This window comes from Bradyrhizobium mercantei (assembly GCF_001982635.1).
GTDB lineage: Bacteria > Pseudomonadota > Alphaproteobacteria > Rhizobiales > Xanthobacteraceae > Bradyrhizobium > Bradyrhizobium mercantei.
Genome location: NZ_MKFI01000007.1, coordinates 551129 through 572365 on the forward strand (window position 1 = coordinate 551129; position 21237 = coordinate 572365).

The 21237-nt window shown below is 65.2% G+C and carries 18 protein-coding genes and 1 riboswitch; of the genes, 7 read left to right on the plus strand and 11 right to left on the minus strand.

Annotated features, from left to right (window positions below):
* The 5 genes from BI327_RS32410 to BI327_RS32430 all read right to left on the minus strand — a co-directional run bounded on the left by BI327_RS32410 (position 1) and on the right by BI327_RS32430 (position 7794).
* A complete protein-coding gene (locus BI327_RS32410; protein WP_076865520.1) occupies positions 1 to 2280 on the minus strand; it encodes a TonB-dependent receptor in 2280 nt (759 codons plus the stop codon).
* A 106-nt stretch (positions 2281 to 2386) separates the two neighbouring features.
* Positions 2387 to 2581, minus strand: a riboswitch (cobalamin riboswitch).
* Between the two features lie 224 nt (positions 2582 to 2805).
* Positions 2806 to 3735, minus strand: a complete 930-nt coding sequence (locus tag BI327_RS32415; protein ID WP_076865521.1) for a CobW family GTP-binding protein — start codon at positions 3733 to 3735, stop codon at positions 2806 to 2808.
* A 1-nt stretch (position 3736) separates the two neighbouring features.
* The gene (locus BI327_RS32420) at positions 3737 to 5227 is read right to left on the minus strand and encodes an amidohydrolase family protein (protein WP_076865380.1); all 1491 of its coding nucleotides are present in this window, start codon (positions 5225 to 5227) and stop codon (positions 3737 to 3739) included.
* 152 nt (positions 5228 to 5379) lie between these two features.
* Complete coding sequence (locus BI327_RS32425; protein WP_076865381.1) at positions 5380 to 5784, minus strand: hypothetical protein; 405 nt, start codon at positions 5782 to 5784, stop codon at positions 5380 to 5382.
* Positions 5785 to 5937: 153 nt separating this feature from the next.
* Positions 5938 to 7794, minus strand: coding sequence for an ABC transporter ATP-binding protein/permease (locus tag BI327_RS32430; RefSeq protein ID WP_076865382.1), 1857 nt, complete (start codon positions 7792 to 7794; stop codon positions 5938 to 5940).
* Between the two features lie 194 nt (positions 7795 to 7988).
* Between BI327_RS32430 and rpmE the strand changes: the two genes are divergently transcribed.
* On the plus strand, positions 7989 to 8216 hold the full coding sequence (gene rpmE, locus BI327_RS32435) for a 50S ribosomal protein L31 (RefSeq protein ID WP_016845230.1): 228 nt from the start codon (positions 7989 to 7991) through the stop codon (positions 8214 to 8216).
* Between the two features lie 323 nt (positions 8217 to 8539).
* Here the strand turns inward: rpmE and BI327_RS32440 are convergent, their stop codons facing one another.
* Positions 8540 to 9109 carry a hypothetical protein gene (locus tag BI327_RS32440; protein ID WP_143271728.1) on the minus strand — a complete coding sequence of 190 codons (570 nt, stop codon included), beginning with the start codon at positions 9107 to 9109 and terminating at the stop codon, positions 8540 to 8542.
* Positions 9110 to 9622: 513 nt separating this feature from the next.
* On the opposite strand from BI327_RS32440, the gene BI327_RS42470 reads away from it, so the two are divergent.
* Together BI327_RS42470 and BI327_RS32450 are read left to right on the plus strand one after the other, a co-directional pair.
* The gene (locus BI327_RS42470) at positions 9623 to 10135 is read left to right on the plus strand and encodes a hypothetical protein (RefSeq protein ID WP_159450498.1); all 513 of its coding nucleotides are present in this window, start codon (positions 9623 to 9625) and stop codon (positions 10133 to 10135) included.
* A gap of 110 nt (positions 10136 to 10245) precedes the next feature.
* Entirely contained in the window at positions 10246 to 10515 is a 270-nt protein-coding gene (locus BI327_RS32450; protein ID WP_245335000.1) for a hypothetical protein, read from the plus strand.
* On the opposite strand, the gene BI327_RS32455 is transcribed toward BI327_RS32450, so the two are convergent.
* Positions 10512 to 11129: a LysE family translocator gene (locus BI327_RS32455; RefSeq protein ID WP_076865385.1), complete on the minus strand. Its 618-nt coding sequence runs from the start codon at positions 11127 to 11129 to the stop codon at positions 10512 to 10514. The genes BI327_RS32450 and BI327_RS32455 overlap by 4 nt on opposite strands.
* Positions 11130 to 11292: 163 nt before the next feature.
* Positions 11293 to 11919 (minus strand): FMN-binding negative transcriptional regulator, encoded by a 627-nt coding sequence (locus BI327_RS32460; RefSeq protein WP_076865386.1) that lies wholly within the window; start codon positions 11917 to 11919, stop codon positions 11293 to 11295.
* Positions 11920 to 12006: 87 nt separating this feature from the next.
* Between BI327_RS32460 and pdxR the strand changes: the two genes are divergently transcribed.
* A complete protein-coding gene (gene pdxR, locus BI327_RS32465) occupies positions 12007 to 13521 on the plus strand; it encodes a MocR-like pyridoxine biosynthesis transcription factor PdxR (RefSeq protein WP_076865387.1) in 1515 nt (504 codons plus the stop codon).
* 7 nt (positions 13522 to 13528) lie between these two features.
* On the opposite strand, the gene rcdA is transcribed toward pdxR, so the two are convergent.
* Positions 13529 to 14041 (minus strand): protease adaptor protein RcdA, encoded by a 513-nt coding sequence (gene rcdA / locus BI327_RS32470; protein ID WP_076865388.1) that lies wholly within the window; start codon positions 14039 to 14041, stop codon positions 13529 to 13531.
* A 537-nt stretch (positions 14042 to 14578) separates the two neighbouring features.
* Positions 14579 to 14770 carry a DUF1192 domain-containing protein gene (locus BI327_RS32475; protein ID WP_076865389.1) on the minus strand — a complete coding sequence of 64 codons (192 nt, stop codon included), beginning with the start codon at positions 14768 to 14770 and terminating at the stop codon, positions 14579 to 14581.
* 353 nt (positions 14771 to 15123) lie between these two features.
* Between BI327_RS32475 and metG the strand changes: the two genes are divergently transcribed.
* The 3 genes from metG to BI327_RS32495 all read left to right on the plus strand — a co-directional run bounded on the left by metG (position 15124) and on the right by BI327_RS32495 (position 20869).
* Positions 15124 to 16803, plus strand: a complete 1680-nt coding sequence (gene metG / locus BI327_RS32485; RefSeq protein ID WP_076865391.1) for a methionine--tRNA ligase — start codon at positions 15124 to 15126, stop codon at positions 16801 to 16803.
* A 69-nt stretch (positions 16804 to 16872) separates the two neighbouring features.
* Positions 16873 to 17871, plus strand: coding sequence for an NAD(P)H-quinone oxidoreductase (locus BI327_RS32490; protein WP_076865392.1), 999 nt, complete (start codon positions 16873 to 16875; stop codon positions 17869 to 17871).
* Positions 17872 to 17992: 121 nt separating this feature from the next.
* Positions 17993 to 20869 carry an EAL domain-containing protein gene (locus BI327_RS32495; protein WP_028333677.1) on the plus strand — a complete coding sequence of 959 codons (2877 nt, stop codon included), beginning with the start codon at positions 17993 to 17995 and terminating at the stop codon, positions 20867 to 20869.
* Here BI327_RS32495 and BI327_RS32500 read toward each other — a convergent pair.
* Positions 20866 to 21123 (minus strand): DUF7662 domain-containing protein, encoded by a 258-nt coding sequence (locus BI327_RS32500; protein WP_076865522.1) that lies wholly within the window; start codon positions 21121 to 21123, stop codon positions 20866 to 20868. The genes BI327_RS32495 and BI327_RS32500 overlap by 4 nt on opposite strands.
* Positions 21124 to 21237: the final 114 nt, after the last annotated feature.

The window sequence follows — 21237 nt, forward strand, 5'->3', positions numbered from 1 at the left end:
TCAGAACTTCACGTTGACGGACAGTTCGGCGGTGCGCGGCATGCCGAGTAACCACTGCCCCGTGCCGTTCGAGGTCACGGCGTAGACCTTGTCGAACAGATTGTAGACGCGGAACGCAACCGTCGTGCGGTCGTCCGGTTTCCACCTGATGCCGCCGTTGACCACGTTGTAGCCCGGCCGCAACTGGGTGTTGGCGAGGTCGGAGTACATCGCGCCGACCATCTGCACACCGCCATAGACCGACCAATTCGAAGCGAAGTCCCAGGTCAGCCAGACGTTCGAGACCTGCTGCGGAACGTTGACGGGAACATTGCCGGCATAGCTGACGATCTTGCCGCCAACCAGCTGGCTGTTGTTGTCGTATTTGGCGCGCAGCAGCGCCGTGTTGGCGTCGATGCGCCAGCCGTAATCGAGCGCGAGCCCGACCGAGGCCTCGACGCCGCGCGATGATTGCTGCCCGACCTGGAGCGAATTTCCGGGATTGCCGGGATCGGCGATGAGCAGATTGTTCTTGACGATCTCATAGCCTGCCAGCGTCCACTCGCCGCGTCCGCCGAGGAACGACTGCTTGACGCCGAACTCGGTCTGCTTGCCGGTGGAGAGCTGGAAGTTCTTCTGCGAGGTGGACAACGAGATGAGATTGCCGACCGGGTCGACGCCGACGGCATACTGGCCGTAGAAGGCGAGATTCTTGATCGGCTCGTATACGAGGCCGGTGCGCCAGCTGGTGCCCGACAGCGCGGTATCGAAGCTGTTTGAAGGTATCTTGTAGTCGGTGCGGTCCACCTCCGGACGATCGTATCGGACGCCGGTCACGAGCGACAATTGATCGGTCAGCTTCAGCCGGTCCTCGGCAAACAGCGCGTATTGATTGACGATCGAATTGAAGCCCGGCGTGGTTGCGGTCGTTGTTGCGAAAAACGATCCGGGATCGAACACGTACGGATTCACCGACGACGCGCCGCCATAGGGTGAGTTGTTGGTGTGGAAGAACTCGATGTGATTGACATCAAAGCCGGCAACGAACTGGTTCGCCAGGCCGAGGATGTGACCGCTGAACGTCGCGTCCATCCGGTTGCCGGACTGCTTCTGGTCGTGGAAGATCTCGATATAGCTGGAGCGGTCGATCAGCTGCGTCTTCGGATTGAAGGTGTAGTTCTCGATGTCGCGCCAGTGCCGTTCGCTGGTCAGATAATACAGCGTGTTGTTGATCTTGACGCCGTCGGCGACATCCCACTCGGTCTTGAACTGGGTCCAGCTGTCCTTGTAGCGAATGGTGCTATCGAGCGCATTGTAGTTCTTGAAGCGCAGCGCGTCCTGGATCGCGCCGTTGATCAGCGGCGTGCCGAAATAGCGCGACGGGCTGCGGTCACCATAGTCTTCCGACAACGTGAAGGCCAGATTCTCCGAGGCCTGCACCCGCACGGCGGCCGAGACCGCGACATTCGAGGTCTTGTCGCGATCGACCCAGCCGTCCGACATGTTGCCGGTGGCGTTGATGCGATACGACACATTGGGATTGATCGGACCGGTAGAGTCCACTGACAGCCGCCGCGTCATGTTGCTGTCGAGCGAGACCTCGGCCTCGTTGTACGGCGTGGCTAACGGCTTCTTCGGAACCACGTTGACGACGCCGCCGATCGCGCCTTCGCCGTACAGCACCGAGGCCGGGCCGCGCAGCACCTCGATGCGCTGTGCCGACCAGGTGTCGTAGGGGAATGTCAGGGTGCCGGAGCCGATATAGAAGCGCGTGCCGTCGTAGAGCGTCATCACCGAATTGCTGCCGGCAAAGCCGCGGGTGCTGAACGACAGGCCACCATTACCGGGCGCCGGCGTTGCGGTGAAGCCCGTCGCATTCTGGGTGACGGCATCGAGCACATTATGCTGGCCGCGTTCCTCGATGGTCTGCGCCGTGATGATCTCGACGCTGGCGGGCGTCTGCAACGGCGTCAGATTGAGACGGCTGCCGGTGCCGCCTGGCGTGGTGGCATTGAGCGTCGGCGATGCCGCCCCGGATGTACCTGACGCTGCCGCGCGCGGCGTGTTGCCGGTGGCCGCGGCCGTTGCGGCAGGCCTGGCACGCGGCCGCGACGCAGCGGCGGTATTGCTGCTTCGCGCGGCAGGCTTGGGCTTTGCGGAGGCTAAGGGCGCGACCTCGATCGGATCGAGCCTGGTGGGTGCAGCGGTTTGTGCCGAGCCTTCGGCCGGCAGCAACAACGATGACAGGGAGCAGACGAGACCGAGGCGCCAGTTGCGCGCAACGGAGAAGGACGAGGACATGAAACGACTCGCGGTAACGTGGCACGTCACCGCGAACGCGGACTGGCGCATTGCCCAAAAGGCAGTGCTCCGATCCCACCAGGACGCCCCCGCCCGATGTGCTCGCGTGTGACCACGACTGACGGCAGGTCTCCTGGCTCACGGGTCATCGCCTGTCGACGCCTTCCCGGGCCGATGGCCCAGTGGCAAAATGACGAAAGGCTCGCCGTTTACAGTTGCGGGGACAGCTGCGGCATTGGGGTTACCCTCGCACCGCATTCCCTTTTGATCCCCGAAGGGAACCGTCGGCAAAAACGATAGGTGCTGGGGACAGGGCTGTCAATTCGATGTGATTGTCGCACACATGCTTTGCGCGATCAGCGTGGCCGCGACGTCACAACGGACTCGCAACTTACACGATCACTTCTCGTCCCGTCATCCTGAGGAGCCGCGAAGCGGCGTCTCGAAGGATCGACGGCCGCCGGCCGGGCCGTACATCCTTCGAGGCTCGCTCCGCTCGCACCTCAGGATGACGGGAACGCAAGTTCACTCCTGGTCGACACACCCTTCCATGATTGAATCGATCTCGGCGCGCGAGAGAGCGCCCATCTCGGCGATGAAGACCAGTCGCGTGCGCGGCACGCCGGGAGCCGGCACGCCGCCGGCAGCCAAGGTCGCGCGGCCGCCGGCGAGTTGAAAGACCGTCAGCCGCCCGGGCTGCTCCACCGTCTCGAACAATCCCTTCGCCCGCGCCAGCTTCGGCGCCAGCCTGCCGATCGCCTGCTGCAGACGCGGCAGCCGCACCGGCCGCTCCGAGGTCCAGCTCAGCGTCTCGAACCGGTCAGCCACCGGCCGGCGCGGCGCGACGTCACGCGGCGCCGGCACATGATCGAGATCCACCGGAAACAGCAACTCCGCCGGCACCTCGCCATGCAAGGCGTCGACGACCACGGCCGCCGGACGCACCGCGCGCACGGCGCCGCGGATTGCAGCACACGCGGCCGCGTCGGCCAGATCGACCTTGCTCAGCGCCACCACATCGGCCGCTCGCAGCTGCGAGCGCAACAGCGCATCGTCCAGCGCGGCCGCAGGCTGCGTCGCGTCGACCACGCACAGCACCGTCTCCAGCGGCGCCTCCTTCCAGATCGCGGGATCCATCAGGTTGCGGACGATGTCGGCGGGATCGGCGATTCCGCTGGTCTCGATCACGATGAATTCGGGACGCGGATCACGCCGCAGCAAGGTGGCGAGCGTGCGCAGCAGATCGCCCTCCAGCGTGCAGCAGATGCAGCCATTGCTCAGGCTGACCACGCCGTCGCTGGCGCCGGCGATCAGCTCGGCGTCGATGTTGATCGCGCCGAAATCATTGACCACGGCGGCGATGCGCCGGCCCTGCGCGTGCGCCAGCAGATGGTTGACGACCGTGGTCTTGCCCGCCCCGAGAAAACCCGCGACCAGCAGGATCGGGACCGGCATCTCAGCCCCCGGTGACGGGCCGGCGCACCGGCCGGCCGGGACGTGCCGCGACGTCGAGGATGCCGTCATTGATCAGCGGCTGACCGCTGACCACAAGATGCCGCACGCCTTCCGCCGGACGGTTCATCGCCGAGAAGGTCGCGCGGTCGCTCAGCGTCTCGAAGTCGAACACCACGACATCGGCATCGGCGCCGGCCTGCAGTCGGCCCTTGGCGCGCATCGCCGGCGTGCTGGCCGACAGGATCTCGGCCGGGATCAGCGCGCATTTGCGGATGCCCTCGAGCAGCGAGACCTTCTTGCGTTCGCGCACCCATTCGCGGATGAAGCGGGTGAAACAGCCGGCCGAGCGCGGATGCGAGGTGGCATCGTCGGGCAGCGGCCAGGCGTCGCCGCTGTAGGGGCGGCCGTCCGACAGCGTCCACGGCATCGCGTCGGAGGCGATCGCGCCGCCCGGATACAGCACCGCCATGTCGAGCAGATCGCGATGATGCGCGTTGTTGTCGATGTCGAGCACATGCCACAGCACCAGCGTCGAGGGCTCTGCGGCCTGCGCCGCCAAGAGCTCCTCGCGGCTGCCGAAGCGATGCCCGTCGGTCACGCGCTGCACCGAATCATAACCGAGGCCGTTGCGCTCCTCGAATTTGGGATCGCTGAAGAAGGTCGCGGCCAGCACGGTCGAACCGGTGCCGTAGGGATAGGCCTCCACCGTGATCGGCAGGCCCTGCGCCTGCGCTTTGGCGATCAGCCCGACGCAGCGTTCGATATCGGTCTTGCTCGACGAGTTGAAGTGGCAGATGTGCATATGCGCGCCGGTGGCGCCGGCATAGCCGATCAGGCGGATATAGGCCTCGGCCGCGCTCTCGGGATCGATGCGCGACATGTAGGCGACGTGGGTGAAGGTCGGCACCGCGTGATCGGCCGCGAGCTGGCACACCGCGGTCAATTCCTGCACGCCGGCACCCGGCGCATAGGCGTTGAGAATGCCGATGCCGATGCCGCCCTCGTTCAGCCCGTTGGCAAGGCGCTCGAGGATGCCGCCGACCTCGCTCTCGGTCGCGACGTTCTCGATCCAGCGGCGATCGCGCATGGCGCTGCCGAACGATTCCAGCGAGCTCTCCGAATTCGAGCCGGTCATCGCGCCGATCCGCGCGAAGGCCCAATTGGTCGCGGCGCCGTAGTTCAGCACCCGGCCCTTCTCGGCCTGCCGCTTGTACCAGGATGCCACCGGCAATACGCCGGCTTCGAGGTCGAGCGATGTCGTCACCCCGTCGAACGCCTGCATGCGATCGGCTGGAATGGTCTGGCCATGGGCGTGCAGGTCGATGAAGCCCGGCGCGACCACGAGCCCGGTCGCATCGATCTGCCGCTCGGCGCCGCCAAGGCCGGTACCCACAGCGGCGATCTTGCCGTCGACGACGGCGACGTCGCCGATCGCGTCCATCCCGCTGGCCGGATCCACCACCCGGCCGCCGCTGATCACCAAGCCACCCATCTCGCCACTCCCCGCATTCCGAAACCGACCGGTCTCTTTCGCGCACAGAGAAGCGCATCGCGGTCATCGCAGCAACCCGGCCAGGGTTGTGGCGACATGCTGTGGCGGAATATCCGCCGCGCCGTAACGGAGATTGCGGATAGAGACCCTCTTTATGTTCCGGTTGCACGCCGCGGCGCCAGCCCTCGCCAGAGATCGGGGCCATGCTTGATGCGGCTCGCCACGATTCTGGGCGGCGTGCGGTGCGGCGTGCGTTCCTTGGCCATCGCCGCTTCGACTGCGCGCTTGAGCCGGACATTGTCGATCCGCGCCAGGAAGCGCCCGACGACGGCATCCTGATCCGTGCCCTGACCGGCGATCGCCGCGCACAGCTCCGCGGTCGTCCTGCGGAAGAAGTGGAAGGCGTCACCGGCCGCGCTGCCCAGCCGGTCGACCTCGCCGGCGACGGCGAGCGCGTGCATTCGATCGTCATCGTCGCGCGTCACCGCGAAGCGCAGCACGGCAAGCTGCCAGGCATGGAGCAGCTTGCTCTCCGGTTCGGTCGCGTTGTCGCGCATCAGTCGAACACCCCGCGCGCCGATACTCCTTCGGCTGTCGAGGGAGGTCAGGCGCGGCCGCGACTATCCTTGCGCGGGAATAGGTTTTCGAGGGGAGCGCGCGCCCGATCGCATAGGAATCCCATAGGCGGGGCGCACAGCGTGCTAATTCCCTCAAATCCCTTCGAACTGCAGCCGCGCCAGCCGGGCATAGAGGCCGCCCGCGGCGACCAGCTCGGCGTGGGTGCCCTGCTCGACGATTTTGCCCTGGTCCATCACCAGGATGCGGTCGCAGGACAGCACGGTTGCGAGGCGATGCGCGATGACCAGCGTGGTGCGGTGGCGCATCAATTCCTCGAGCGCAGTCTGTACCAGCGTTTCGCTCTCGGCGTCGAGCGCCGAGGTCGCTTCATCAAGCAGCAAAAGCGGGGCATCGCGCAGGATCGCACGCGCGATCGCGATGCGCTGGCGCTGGCCGCCGGACAGCGTCACGCCGCGCTCGCCGAGTTGCGCGTCGAAGCCCTCAGGCAGCCGGCGCAGGAATTCGCTGGCGTGGGCAAGATCGGCAGCGCGCTCGACTTCGACATCGGTGGCATCCGGCCGGCCGAACCGGATGTTCTCGCGGGCGGAAGCGGCAAACACCACGGAATCCTGCGGCACCAGCGCGATCCGCGCGCGCACCTCGGCCGGATCGGCCTGCCGGATCGGCACGCCGTCGAGCGAGATGGTGCCCGATTTGGGATCGTAGAAGCGCAGCAGCAGATGGAACAGCGTGCTCTTGCCGGCGCCGGAGGGGCCGACGATCGCGACCTTCTCGCCGGAGCTGACCTTCAACGACACGCCGTCGACCGCGAGCGCGTTGGGCCGGGTCGGATAGGCGAAGCTGACATCGTCGAAGCCGACATCGCCGCGTGCCGGCTGCGGCAGCGCGCGCGGCGATGTGGGCGCCGCGATCTCCGGCTTGACGCGCAAGATCTCGAACAGCCGCTCGGCGGCGCCCGATGCGGCCGAGACTTCACCCCAGACCTCGCTGAGCTGGCCGAGGCCGCTCGCCGCAAACGCCGTATAGAGAATGAACTGGCCGAGCCGGCCCGGGCTGATGGTTCCGACCAGCACGTCGTGCGAACCGACCCAGAGGATCACCACTACGCTGGCGAACACGATGAAGATGACGATCAGCGTCAGCACCGCGCGCGCCTTGGTCGAGCTTCGTGCGGCCTGGTAGGCCTGCTCGACCTCCCCGGCGAAACGCGCCCTGGCGAGCCGCTCGCCGGTATAGGCCTGCACGGTGCGGATCGCGTTGACGAGCTCCGAGGCATAGGCGCTGGCATCGGCCAGCGTGTCCTGGGCGGTGCGCGACAGCCGCCGCACCCAGCGGCCGAACGCGACCAGCGGAATCACGATGACCGGAATCGCGAGCAGCACGAAACCCGAAAGCCGCGGGCTGGTGATCACCATCATCGCGGCGGCGCCGAAAAACAGCATCAGGTTGCGCAGCGCGATCGATACCGAGGCGCCGACCGCGGACTTGATCTGGGTGGTGTCGGCGGTGAGCCGCGACACCAGCTCGCCGGACCGTGCGGAATCGAAGAACGAGGGCGACAGCGAAATCAGATGCGCGAACACGTCGCGCCGGAGATCGGCGACGATGCGCTCGCCGATCGTCATCACGAGGTAGTAGCGCGAGGCACTGGCGCAGGCGAGCACCGCGACGACCGCGATCATCACGCTGAAATAGCTGTTGATCATCGCGATGCCTTCGGGCGTGAAGCCCATGTCGATCATCCGCCGCACCGCGACCGGCACGATCAGCGTGGTGATCGCCGCAATCGTCAGCGAGATCAGCGCAAGGATCGCCCGTCCCTTGTAGCGCGCGACATAGGGCGCGAGCGCAAGCAGCGGCCGCAAGCGGGCACGGCTCTTCGAAGGCTCCGTGATCTGGCTCTCGATGAAGGCTTCCTCATCGAGCAACGCGTCGCGCGGCGCCTGCGGGGTGCCGTGCGGGGTCTCAAGCTGTTCAGCTACGCTCATCAATCTAGACCGGTTCTATCGCCCCCCACATAGGCCCGCCGACCCCCGGCTGGCAAATCCGGTAAAGTCCCAATCCGGTGATGGGCTTAAGCCCTTTCTTGGCTTGTTTTGGGGGGCACCATGGGTTATAGAGCCGCCCAAATCCCGTATCTAATGCATCTTGAGACGGGCGCTGGCGCGCCGAAGGAACTGTCATGAAAGCCGATATTCATCCGAATTATCATACGATTAAGGTCGTCATGACCGACGGCACCGAGTACCTGACCCGCTCCACTTGGGGCAAGGAAGGCGACACGCTGAACCTCGATATCGACCCCAAGTCGCACCCGGCCTGGACCGGCGGTACCCAGCAGCTGATGGACCGCGGCGGCCGTGTGTCGCGCTTCCAGAAGAAGTTTTCGGGCTTCCTCAAGAAGGACTAAAGTCCGCTTCGGGATCGCCCTCGCGATCGAACGCAAAACGCCTCCCTCGCGGGGGGCGTTTTTGTTTTGCGGGCTGCTCTGGATGGGCCGGATTGAGAAACGCGCCACTCCCTCCACGTCGTCGTCCCTGCGAAAGCCAGGACCCACAGCCATTGGTCGTGAAAGCGATCGTGGCCCCAGCATCGTTCGGCAATAACCATTCGGGGTAATCGGTCCTGGCTTTCGCCAGGACGACAGCGGCGGATGGTTCACGCGGTGTCATCACCGCGCATGCGGGTGATCCAGTATTGTTGCCCGTCAAGCGGCCGCAAGCCGCGGCGAGGCTAATGGGCGGCTCGAACCCAGGCAACGACCTGGTCGACGACCTGATCGATCGCAAGATTGGTCGAGTCGACAACGTGGACACGCCATCGCGGGTCGCCGCGTTGCCAGTTGACCCAACGGTCCCACCGCATCGTATCGGGTGGGCGGCTGCATATCACATCCTGTCGCCACTGGGGATCGACGGCATGCACGCGCTGCCACGCCGCCCATGACAGCATGTCTTGTGTCGCGCCATGTGTTCCGCGCTTCCGGAGGCGGTCCAAACGCACGACATCGTGGCAATCAAGCAGTGCGACGTGAATTTCGCCAAGGAGGGGCGCTGACGGGCAGGCCAGTATTTCCCCCATGATCGCGCCGCCAACAATACCCGTATCCCTGCCGCGTTGCCTGTTTTCGACCGCCACCTGAATCCAGCGCTCGGTCGTGAGCGGTCGCCATTCCGGCGGACAGGGAGAAGGCACGCCAAATTCATCGAAGTCCCGCCAATCCATCTCCGGCAGATTTGCACGCAATCCCGGCAGGGCTGCGCTCTTGCCAGAACCACTGGCACCAGTGAGGAAGAACATCATGTGGCCCTTGTCGCTTGAATCCGTGTGTTCGTGGACGGGTTGGAGCTTTGGCAAAGAATGATCCGCGCTCTGAGAACACCGCGGCAGGATTCCTGAAGTGAAGCGGCGCGCGTTCCTCACGCCGGGTGTGGCGCGGTCATGACGAGGTGACTGCTCGCCTCTTCGCATGCGCCCGACGCGGCTCGGCTGCCTGCGGCAAGCGTGGCCACCATCAGGGCTAACGTTCAACCGGAACAGACAGATGCGGAAGGTACGACCTAGCGCGGATGTCTTGATCGCTTGAGCTCGGCGACCTTGAACTTCCCGGCGGCCTGCAGGCTGCTGCAAAGCCACCAGGCCCGGTTGCGGTACTCGCCCAGGAACCATTTGGTCTCGACGCAATCCACGTAGGATTTGTAGGTGAGGTTGTCCCTGCACGTTGACGAGAAAGGCCCATGTGCTTGTCCGCCCGCAGACTCGCTGCAGCCGACCCAAGGGTCCTTGCCGTGCGGGAGGCTCGATTCGCAGCCACCGTTGCAATTGCTGGCGACTTTCTCCAGCGCGGCAATCCTGCCCAGCACTGAATCCGGCGCCGGCGATGGCGCGCGAGCGGCTGATGATGACGTCTGGGTGGCTCTCGATCTCCGGCGAGATTCCCCTGTATTTGCCGTTTGCGTCGGACGATTTGTCCTTGCCACCTGTTTCGGCGCTTCGACCGTGATGGACGGTAGCGGCTTGGCGGAGTCTGTTTGCGACGCGGCCGGGCCGCACAGCAAGACAGTCGACAACACAGCGACAGTTGAAGGCGCGACAAGGCTCGGCAACAATCTCATGAGATGCCCTCCCAAATCGGGGACGGAAATGCCGTCCCGCCAAGCGCACGGTACCATACATCTCGAATGGGGCCACCTAGGGTTGAAATTATTTCCGGAGATGACTGGCCATCGACATGGCGGCCAAAAGAACGCCGACGGAATGCTGACGGGATTTCCGCAAGCGACCCAACCAGAACGGTTCAAGATTGTTGCGACGCAAATCGACCGTTGAATCCTGTTTCTATGTTCGCGATTTCCTGATGTGATCTTCAGTATTGCGAGCCGATTTGCTGTGATCCCCGCGCTGGGGCACCGGGTCGATCACATCATGTCGTGACCAGAATGATAGAGCAGGAAGGACATCACATGCCTTCACGCCGTCAATTTCTGACCGGCACCGTCGCGACCGGTGTCGCGCTGTCAATGCAGCAGACCGCGGTAACAGCCGCGCAGCAAAAGCGAGTTATCGTTGACTCGCAGGTTCATCTGTGGCCGGCGAGCACACCGGAAAGACCCTGGCTCCCCGGTGGCAAACCGCAGCTTCCGGAGCCCTTCACCATCGAGCGGATCATTCCACTGATGGACGAGGCCGGCGTCGATGTGAACCACTAACGATCCCCGAAGGCGAGCCGCGCGCCGAGCGCGACCAGGATGCTGCCGCCGATCCGCTGCATGATCCGCTGCGACCTCTTCGAGCGCTGCAGCTTCGACATCACCGCGCTGGCGAAGAACACGCAGACGATATCGACCGCCGAGAATGTCAGGTTGACCGTTGTGCCGAGCAGAAACAGCTGGGTCCAGACCGGCAGACTTGCCGACGCATCGACGAACTGCGGCAGGAACGCCAGGAAGAAGATCGCGGTCTTCGGATTGAGCACCTCGACGACGATGCTTTGCGCGAAAGCGCGCTCCGCGGAGAGCGGGGCCAGCTCGGGACGCTCGGTGTTGTCGCGTTCGCGAAACAGCGACAGCCCGAGCCAGACCAAATAGGCCGCACCGGCGAGCTTCATCGCCATGAAGAGCGGCGGCACCGCATGAAACAGCAGGGCGAGGCCGGCAGCCGCGGCGCCGACATGGACATAGCCGCCGAGATGTAGCCCGAGCGACGCCATCAGTCCCGCGCGGCGTCCGCCCGCGAGCGTGCGGGCCGCGGCGTAGAGCATGGCTGGTCCCGGGATCAGCGCGAAGGTCGCGGTCGTGATCGCGAAGGCGAGATACAATTCCATATGGGGGCGTCCATCTCTGAACAATAGGGGCTGAGCGGCCGCTACTTCCTCCGCCGTCATTGCGAGCGAAGCGAAGCAATCCGTCTGCCCGCGTATGCCGATGGATGGATTGCTTCGTCGCTGTCGCTCCTCGCAATGACGGGCGGCATTTTGTTCAGAGCGCTCACTTCGCCGGAATCATCGCCGCGACGTCGCGATCGACCGGATTGTCGCTTTCGCCGAGCCCCGCGATCACTCCGGCGCGGTCCTCGAGCTTGCGGTTCTGGCTCATCTTCTTCTTGGCGTCGATCCGCGTGATCGGCATCCGGAAGCCGACGATGCCGCGCAGCTGCGCCTTGATGAAATCATCGGGCGCATCGCTGACCTGCCAGACCTCCTTGCGCGACTTCTCGTGCAGCTCGGTCAGCCGGGTCACCACGTCGAGCAGGCGGTCGGCATCCTCGAAGAATTCGGCCGCGCCATAGGCGTGCACGGCGACATAATTCCAGGTCGGCACCACCTTGCCGTGCTCGGCCTTGGTCACATACCAGGACGGCGTCACATAGGCGTCGGGCCCCATGAAGATCGCCATCGCCTCGCCTGTCGCCGGCAGCTTCCACTGCGGATTGGGCCGCGCGACGTGACCGTACAGCGTGCCGTAGTCGCCCTCGTTCTCATTGAGGATCAGCGGCAGCGGCGTGCCGATCAGCCCGTCGGCGGTCGCGGTGACCAGCGTCGCGAGCTTCGAGGCCCGCATCGCGGCGTGGATCGGGCCGAGCTCATCGATCTTGAAATGCGGCGGCAGGTACATCGGACAACCTCATCAAATGTTGCTCGCACCATAGCGCCGAAGTGGCCTATGATAAGAGCCACTTTCGATCATCTTGATTGGTCCACTATGCCCCGCCTGCGCGCCACGATCAGCATCCCCTCGCTCGGCGCGATCGACCGCGCCGCCGGACAGGTCGGGCGCCAGCTCGCGCAGGCCCTGCGCGCCGCGATCACCAAGGGCGAATTGAAGGCCGGGGAATTGCTGCCGTCGACGCGTGCGCTGTCGGCCTCGCTCGGCGTTGCGCGCGGCACGGTCACGGAGGCCTTCGAGCAATTGCAGGCCGAGGGCTATCTGGAATCGCAGGTCGGCGCCGGCACCCGCGTCGCCCCGACGCTTGCCGAACAGGCACGGCCGGCCGCGGTCGATCGCAGCCCAAGCAAATCAGCGCCGATCCAACTGCCTGCACGTGCGGTGCGGCTTGCCAAAGTGGTGAGCGCCTTCACGCCGATGCCGGAGGTCCCGTTCGCGATCGCAGTCCCCGGCGGCGCGGTCGCGCCCGATGACAATTGGCGCCGGCTCGGCAACCGCGTGCGCGCCTCGCGCGCGGCCGCGCCTGCGAGTTACGGCGATCCGCGCGGCCTGATGGAATTGCGGCAGGCGATCGCCGACTATGTGCGCAAGTCCCGCGCGGTGCATTGCGAGCCGGAGCAGGTCGTGATCACGGCCGGCACGCAACAGGGTCTCTACCTCGCCGGCCGCGTGTTGCTGTCGTCAGGCGATCGCGTGTGGGCCGAGGACCCCGCCTATCCCGGCATGACGGCCGTGCTCGACGACCTCGACTTCGTCACCACGCGCGTGGGCGTCGATGCGCAAGGCATCGACGTCGATGCCGCAATCGCCGCGTGTCCCAATGCGCGCGCAGCGTTCGTGACGCCCTCGCATCAGTACCCGCTCGGCATGCCCTTGAGCATGGCCCGCCGCAACGCGCTGGTGGCGTGGGCGCAGCGAAGCAATGCCTGGATCGTCGAGGACGATTACGACAGCGAGCTGCGCTATGCGGGACATCCCTTCCCGTCGATGCAAGGCCTCGCGCCGTCGCGCGTGATCTATCTGGGCACGCTGAGCAAGGTGCTGTTTCCCTCGCTGCGGCTCGGCTATGTGGTGGCGCCCGCGCCGCTGATCGACGCCTTCGCCGGCGCGCGGGCGCTGCTCGACCGGCATTCGCCGACTGCGGACCAGCACGTGCTGGCAGCCTATATGCGGGAAGGTTTGTTCGAAGCACATATCCGGCGGATTCGCGGCGTCTATGCCGCGCGCCGTGCGACCCTGATCGCCGCGCTCGCACGTCACATGCCCGATGACGTCACGCCGCAACCGAGCGACCAGGGCATGCATCTGCTGCTGTGGCTGCCGCCGCGCTTCGACGATGTGCAATTGGCGAAGGCCGCGCTTGCCGACGGCATCGTGGTGCGGCCGATTTCGCCGATGTACAAGACAGCGGCGCAGTCCGGGCTGATGCTCGGCTTCGGCGGCTTCGAACCGGACGAGCTGGAGTCAGCGGCGATACGGCTGCGAGGATTGATGGATCAACATACGTTGCAGCGGCGGGCCAAGCCGCGCCGCATCGACGTATCACACTGAATGGATCCTACTGCTCGAACGCAGCCTTCAGGCGGTTGAGCTGCGGCACCAGCGGGTTGCCGATCGTCGAACGGTCAGGCGCAGGCGCGTGGATCGTGGTATCGAGCCGGCGGACGCGCGCCTGCAGATCCATCGAGCGGGCGATCAGCTGCTGCAATTGCTCCGGCAGCTTGGTGACCATGTCGGCCGGGCCGGGATCGGCGGCCGAGAGCTTCACCTTGGTCTTCTCGCGATTGGCCTGGGTCAGCGTCATCTCGCCTTCCTTGACCGCGCGATGCAGCAGCAGCCATGACGCGAGCTGCATCAGCCGCGTGGTCAGGCGCATGCTTTCGGTGGCATAGGTCAGGCTCACGGACCGTTCCAGCGCCTTGGCCTCGGCACGTCCGTCGCCGTCGAGATAGGCGGCGGTCTGCTCGACCAGGTCCATGCCTTCCCGGAACAGCACGCCGAATGCCGCAGAATTGGTCAGCCGTTCACTGAACAGCACAAGCCCGGCTTCGTTCTGGGAACGATCGGCCATGGTTAACGCCCTCACACCATCGTAACGCCCGCTGGCATCTCACGCGCCAGCTTATGATGAACAAATCATTGCGCGGGCGCGCCGAAGAGTCCAGCCGCAACCGGATTTATGGTTTCCAGCCGGGGACGCAACAAAAAAGAGCCGCCGTTTCCGGCGGCTTTTGAAGTTGATAACAGGGAGGCGTCAAACAGAGTGGACAGGAGCCACTCGGTGTCCAAACGAGGACAATGCAGTCATAATCGAGAAAGCTTAACCGATCGTAAATGAACGGATTTCTTGACGGTTTGTTTGCCATGTCGGCCATTGACCTAGTTTGGGACAGGTGCAGGCTGCGCGCGAACGCGTAGCCCGGATGGAGCGCAGCGCAATCCGGGAATGGTGCTTCTTCTCCTTCCCCCTGAAAGGGGGAAGGTCGGGATGGGGGTCAGCCGCAAGCGACGCTGCAAGGGGAGAGAAGAGATCTCCACCCGCTTTGCTCTGACGCGCAAAGCGACCTCCCCTTTTCAAGGGGAGGTTGAAGCATCGTTCATCGCAGCGCTACGACTTGAAGAACGCGTTCGCTGCATCCTTTGACGCACGCTTCTTCGTCATCGCCTCTTTCAAGCGATCGACTTCGGCGGTGAGCAACGCAATGCGCTCGGTCAATTCCTCTACCGACAGCAGCGAGAGATCCTGTCCGATCTCGTGGCTGATCTTCTTCCGCGGCCGGTCCTCATCCTCAATCGGCATGTGTCCTCCCGGCGATGTGATCTGGCGCCTCGCGTCCAGAGATGTTATATGTCGTGAAGCACGATGAGATCGGGTTGAACCGTCATCGTGTTCTTTGTTTGCGCATGATCTTTCCGGAAAACCGCTTCGCACTTTTCCGGATCATGCTCGAGGAGAATTTTGCAGTGACTTTCGTGTGCGCGCAACATCTGACGCGAATGCCCCGGGCCGACCGCAAGGAGTCTGACCGGACGGGATAGCGCGCGCCTGCGCGCCAGGCATGAGCCGACCCCAAGCCCTTCCGATCACGCGGGAGGGCTTTTTGATTTTTTCGATCCGGGGTCGGCATCACCGAACGCGAAAGACCTCAACCCATGACCAAGATTCTCATCACCAGCGCGTTGCCTTACGTCAACGGCGTCAAGCATCTCGGCAATCTCGTCGGCTCGCTGCTGCCCGCCGATGTCCACGCCCGCTTCCGCCGGCAGACCGGCTGCGACGTGCTCTTCATCTGCGCGACCGACGAGCACGGCACGCCGGCCGAGCTCGGCGCTATCGAGGCGGGACAGGATATCCGCCCGTTCTGCGACGCGCAGCATGCTATCCAGGCCGACATCTACCGCCGCTTTGGCCTCTCCTTCGATCATTTCGGCCGCACCAGCGCGCCGCACAATCATGCGTTGGCGCAGCATTTCTATCGAAGGCTCGACGCAGCCGGACTGATCGAGGCGCGCAGCTCGCGGCAGGTGTTCTCGCCGGCCGACCGGCGCTTCCTGCCCGACCGCTACGTGCTCGGCACCTGTCCGCATTGCGGCGATCCCGGCGCGCGCGGCGATCAGTGCGACCATTGCGGCACGCTGCTCGATCCGCCGGACCTGATCGAGCCGCGCTCGGCGTTATCCGGTGACCGCGCCCTCGAGATCCGCGAGAGCCGTCATCTGTACCTGCGCCAGTCGCAGCAGGTCGAGACGATCGGCGCATGGATCGACAGCCGCACCGGATGGCCACCCTTCGTGGTGTCGACCGCGAAGAGCTGGCTCAATGCGGACTTACGCGATCGCTGCATCACGCGCGACCTCGCCTGGGGCATCGCAGTGCCGCGCGAGGGATTCGACGGCAAGGTGTTCTACGTCTGGTTCGACGCGCCGATCGGCTACATCGCGGCGACGCAGGAATGGGCGGACGCCGCGCCCGGCCGCGACTGGCGGCAGTGGTGGTTTGAGGCCGACGACGTCAGCTACGTCCAGTTTCTCGGCAAGGACAACATCCCGTTCCACACCGTGAGTTTTCCGGCGACGCTGCTCGGCTCCGGCGAGCCATGGAAGACCGCCGACGTGATCAAGGGATTCCATTGGCTGAACTACGAGGGCGGCAAGTTCTCGACCAGCAGGAAGCGCGGCATCTTCACCGACGCGGCGCTGGAGGAGTTGCCCGCCGATCTCTGGCGCTGGTGGCTGATCGCGAACGCGCCCGAAAGCGCCGACACCGATTTCAACGTCGCGAGGTTCGTCGCCGACGTGAACAAGGACCTCGCCGACATCTTCGGCAATCTCGCCAACCGCATCATCAGCTTTGCGCATCGCGCCTTCGACGGCCTTATCCCGGACGGCGGCGCACCCGGCGACGCCGAGCGGCAGCTCGCACATGACCTGGAGCAGCGCATCGCGACACTGCACCGCCACCACACGGCGCTGGAGTTTCGCGCGGCTGCTGCCACGACCCGCGCGATCTGGGACACCGCGAACGCCTACCTGCAACACGCAGCACCCTGGACCGCCATCAAGTCCGATCCTGACCGCGCGGCGGTCATCACGCGCACAGGCCTCAATCTTGTCGCGCTGTGCGCGACGCTGGCGTGGAGCATCGTGCCGAACCTGTCCGAACGCGTGCTCGGCGCGTTCGGACAAAACGATGCCGTGCCGCGCTGGCCCAATGGCCCACTGCTCCCGCCGCTCGATCGGGGCGCCGGTACGCCGGTCGCAAGGCTCGGCCCGCTGGTCGAGAAAATCAGCCCTGAAAAAGCCGACCATCTGACGAGCCGGTTCGGAGCTTAATGGCGTTTCGCTTCGTTGGAAAAGGCGTTATGCCATCCGCCAATCCTCTTCACTGACCAGGGACCAGCCATGACAAACCTGCCCGCGCAAATGACCGTCGTCGCCATCAGCAAGCCCGGTGGCCCGGAGGTGCTGGTGCCGGAGACCCGCGCACTGCCAATGCCGAAGGCCGGCGAGATTTTGGTCAAGGTCGCGGCCGCCGGCGTCAATCGTCCCGACGTCGCGCAGCGCTCCGGCTCCTATCCGCCGCCGCCCGGCGCCAGCGACCTGCCCGGCCTCGAGATCGCCGGCGAAGTGGTCGCGCTCGGCGAAGGCGCCAAGCACAAGATCGGCGACAAGGTGATGTCGCTGGTCGCCGGTGGCGGCTATGCGCAATATTGCATCGCGCAGGACGCGCAGGCGATGACCGTGCCGCCGTCACTGTCGATGCAGGAGGCCGGCGCCATTCCGGAAACCCTGATGACGGTGTGGCACAATGTGTTCGAGCGCGGCGCGCTCAGGGCAGGCGAGACGCTGCTGATTCACGGCGGCTCGTCGGGCATCGGCACGATGGCGATCCAGCTGGCCAAGGCGTTCGGCGCCAAGGTGATCGTCACCGTCGGCTCGCAGGACAAGGCCGACGCCTGCCTCAAGCTCGGCGCCGATGTCGCGGTCAACTACAAGACCGAGGATTTCGTCGAGGCGGTGAAGAAGGCGACCGACAGTGCCGGCGCCAACGTCATCCTCGACATGGTCGGCGGCGATTATATCGACCGGAACTATGACGCCGCCGCCGTCGAGGGCCGCATCGTCCAGATCGCGTTCCTGTCGGGAACACCGAAGGCGTCAGCCAATTTTGCCAAGCTGATGGTGAAGCGGCTGCACCACACCGGCTCGACCCTGCGCCCCCGTAGTAATGCGGACAAGGCGGCGATGGTCGCGGCGATCGAGGCGAAAGTGCTGCCGCTGCTGCGCGAAGCCCGCGTCAAACCGCTGATGGACAGCACATTCCCGCTGGAAAAGGCCGCCGACGCACACCGGCGCATGGAGACCAGCGAACATATTGGCAAAATTGTGTTGGTGGTTTAATTCTCGCAACGGAAGCAGGGGCGGAAACCCTTTGATTCCCTTCGCTTTCGTGTCATTTATCGCGCCACCTCCGGGCCGGTCGCCGGGCCCCGGGCAGTTTGTCGATCGCGGAGTACTGACATTGCGTCTGATCAGGTGCCTTGCGCTGCTGGCGCTGGGCCTCATGATGTTTGCCGCTGCGCCTGCCGCGTATGCGATCGACGCGGTCAGCGTGCGCAGTGATGCGCCGGCGATCGATTTGACGGCGGTTCTCGACCATCAACGCAGTGAAACCGACCGCATCCAGGTTTCCACCGCGCCGGGAACCGACGGCATCGTGCGCCGCATCGAAGTTCGCGCCCGCGAAGGCGGCCAGAACTGGGTGGTGTTCGCACTCGCCAACAACACCGACGACCAGCTCGACCGCCTGATCGTCGCACCGCACTATCGCATCGTGTCGTCAGGCCTGTTGTGGCCCGACCTCGGCCTGTCGCGCATCGCCACCATCACGCCGTCGGTCGGCGATCGTCCGGAGCGGCAGGAGAGCCCGACCGCCGACGTGTTCCGCATCACGCTCGATCCCGGCGCCGTCGTCACCTATGTCGCGGAGCTGCGCACCGACAAGCTGCCGCAGCTCTATCTGTGGGAACCCGACGCCTACAAGGACAAGGTCAACTCCTTCACGCTGTACCAGGGCATCGTGATCGGCATCTCGGGCCTGCTCGCGCTCGTGCTCACGATTTTGTTTGTGGTCAAGGGCAGCATCATGTTCCCGGCCGCTGCGGCGCTGGCTTGGGCGGTGCTGGTCTATATCGGCGTCGACTTCGGCTTCTGGGGCAAGGTGCTCGACATGTCGAACAACGCCGAGCGCGTCTGGCGCGCGGCGGGCGAGGCGATCCTCGCGGCGACATTGCTGGTGTTCCTGTTCGCCTATCTGAATTTGAGCCGCTGGCACGTCCGCTACTCGCACATCACGATCGGCTGGTTGGTCTTCCTCGGCTCGCTGGTGGCGCTGGCGCTGTTCGACCCCGCGGTTGCCTCCGGCATCGCGCGCATGTCGCTGGTCATGATCGCCTTCGCCGGCTTCGCGCTGATCGTCTATCTGTCGACCCACGGCTTCGACCGCGCGGTGCTGTTGATCCCGACCTGGTTCCTGCTGGTGGTCTGGGTGGTCGCGGCCGGCATGACGGTCGCAGGCTCCGTCACCAACGACATCGTAGGCCCGGCGTTGCTCGGCGGCCTGGTGCTGATCGTGATGCTGATCGGCTTCACGGTGATGCAGCACGCCTTCGCCGGCGGCGGCGCCACCACCGGCGTCGTTTCCGATGTCGAGCGCCGCGCGCTGGCGCTGACCGGCTCCGGCGACCTGATCTGGGACTGGGACGTCTCCGCCGACAAGGTGTTCACCAGCCCCGAGACCGAAGCCCTGCTCGGGCTGAAGCGCGGCACGCTGGAAGGCCCGGCGGCGAAATGGCTCGAGGTGCTGCATCCGCTCGATCAGGACCGCTTCCGCGCCGCGCTCGACAGCGTGCTCGACCAGCGCCGCGGCCGACTGGTGCAGGATTTCCGGCTGCGCACGCCGGACGGCCACTTCATGTGGTTCGCGCTGAAGGCGCGGCCGGTGGTCGGCTCCGACGGCGAGGTCTCGCGCGTGGTCGGCACGCTCACCGACGTCACCGAGTTCAAGAACTCCGAAGAGCGGATGCTGCATGACTCCGTTCACGACAATCTGACCGGCCTGCCGAACCGCCGGCTGTTCATGGACCGCCTCGGCGCGGTGGCGAACCTCGCCAAGACCATGCCGAACCTGCGGCCGACCCTGATGGTGATCGACCTCGACCGCTTCAAGCAGGTCAATGATTCCGTCGGCATCGCCGTCGGCGATTCCATCCTGCTGACGCTGGCGCGCCGTCTCACCCGCATCCTCAAGCCGCAGGACACGCTGGCGCGGATGGCCGGCGACCAGTTCGGTCTGATCCTGCTGTCCGAGCAGGATCCGGCGCGCATCACCAATTTCGCCGAGACCATCCGCAAGACCATCCGCGCGCCGATCGCCTTCAACGACCGCGAGATCTTCCTGACCGCCTCGATCGGCCTTGCGCTGTCCGATCCGGCCGCGCCGCTCACCGACGAGATCATCAAGGACGCCGAGCTTGCGATGTATCATTCCAAGCGGATCGGCGGCGACCGCATCGACGTCTACAAGCCGGCGATGCGGGCGCGGAAGACCGACCGCCTGACACTGGAAAGCGACCTGCGCCGCGCCATCGAGCGCCAGGAGATCACGATCCTGTACCAGCCGATCGTGCGGCTGGAGGATCGTGCGATCGCCGGCTTCGAGGCGCTGGCGCGCTGGGACCATCCCAAGCTCGGCCGGATGTCGCCGTCGGAGTTCATCAATGTCGCCGAGGAGACCGGCCTGATCGTCGATCTCGGCATGTTCGTGATGGACCAGACCGCGCGCCAGCTCGCGGTGTGGCAGCGCGCGATGCGCGCGCGCGAGCCGATCTTCGCCTCGGTCAACGTGTCGTCGCGGCAATTGCTGCGCCACGACCTGATCCACGATATCCGCACCGTGCTGTCGCGCTCCTCGGTGGCGCGCGGCACGCTGAAGCTGGAACTGACGGAATCGCTCGTGATGGAGAACCCGGAGCACGCCGCCCAAATGCTGGCGCGGATCCGCGAGCTCGGCACCGGGCTGTCGCTCGACGATTTCGGCACCGGCCACTCCTCGCTGTCCTATCTGCAGCGCTTCCCGTTCGACACCATCAAGATCGACCAGTCCTTCGTCCGCACCACGAGCCGCGGCACCCGCCCGGTGATCCTGAAATCGATCATCGCGCTGGCGCACGATCTCGGCATGGAGGTGGTCGCGGAAGGCGCCGAGACGGATTCGGACGCCGTCGAGCTCTACCAGCTCGGCTGCGAATACGCCCAGGGCTTTGCCTTCGGCGAGCCGATGGACGCGGATGCCGCCACGCGGCTGCTCACTGAGGAACGGCTGGAAGCCGCGAGCTAGCGCGGCTTCGGCATTCGCTTGAACTTGACGCTCTTGCCGTCGGTCTGGCGGGTGGCGATATAGCCAGCCTCGAGGCAGGCCTCGCGCTGCGGCATCTTCTCCTGCGGGCTGCGCAGGGTTTCCCACCACGAGGCCCGGTGCGCGGCGCGCGGCAGCGCCGCATCGATGATCGCCTCGATCTCCTCGAAGGTCAGCACGAATTCGGGCAGATGCTGCTTCTTCAGATAATCCCGCAGCGCGTCGTAGTCGTTCACATCGTCCTCAAGGCTCAGTGTTCCGGCAACCACCCGTTAACCCATTCGGCGGCCGCTGTCGCCACTTAAGGCGACAACAAGATTTCCCGTTGCATGACGGCGCTTTGGAGCGGG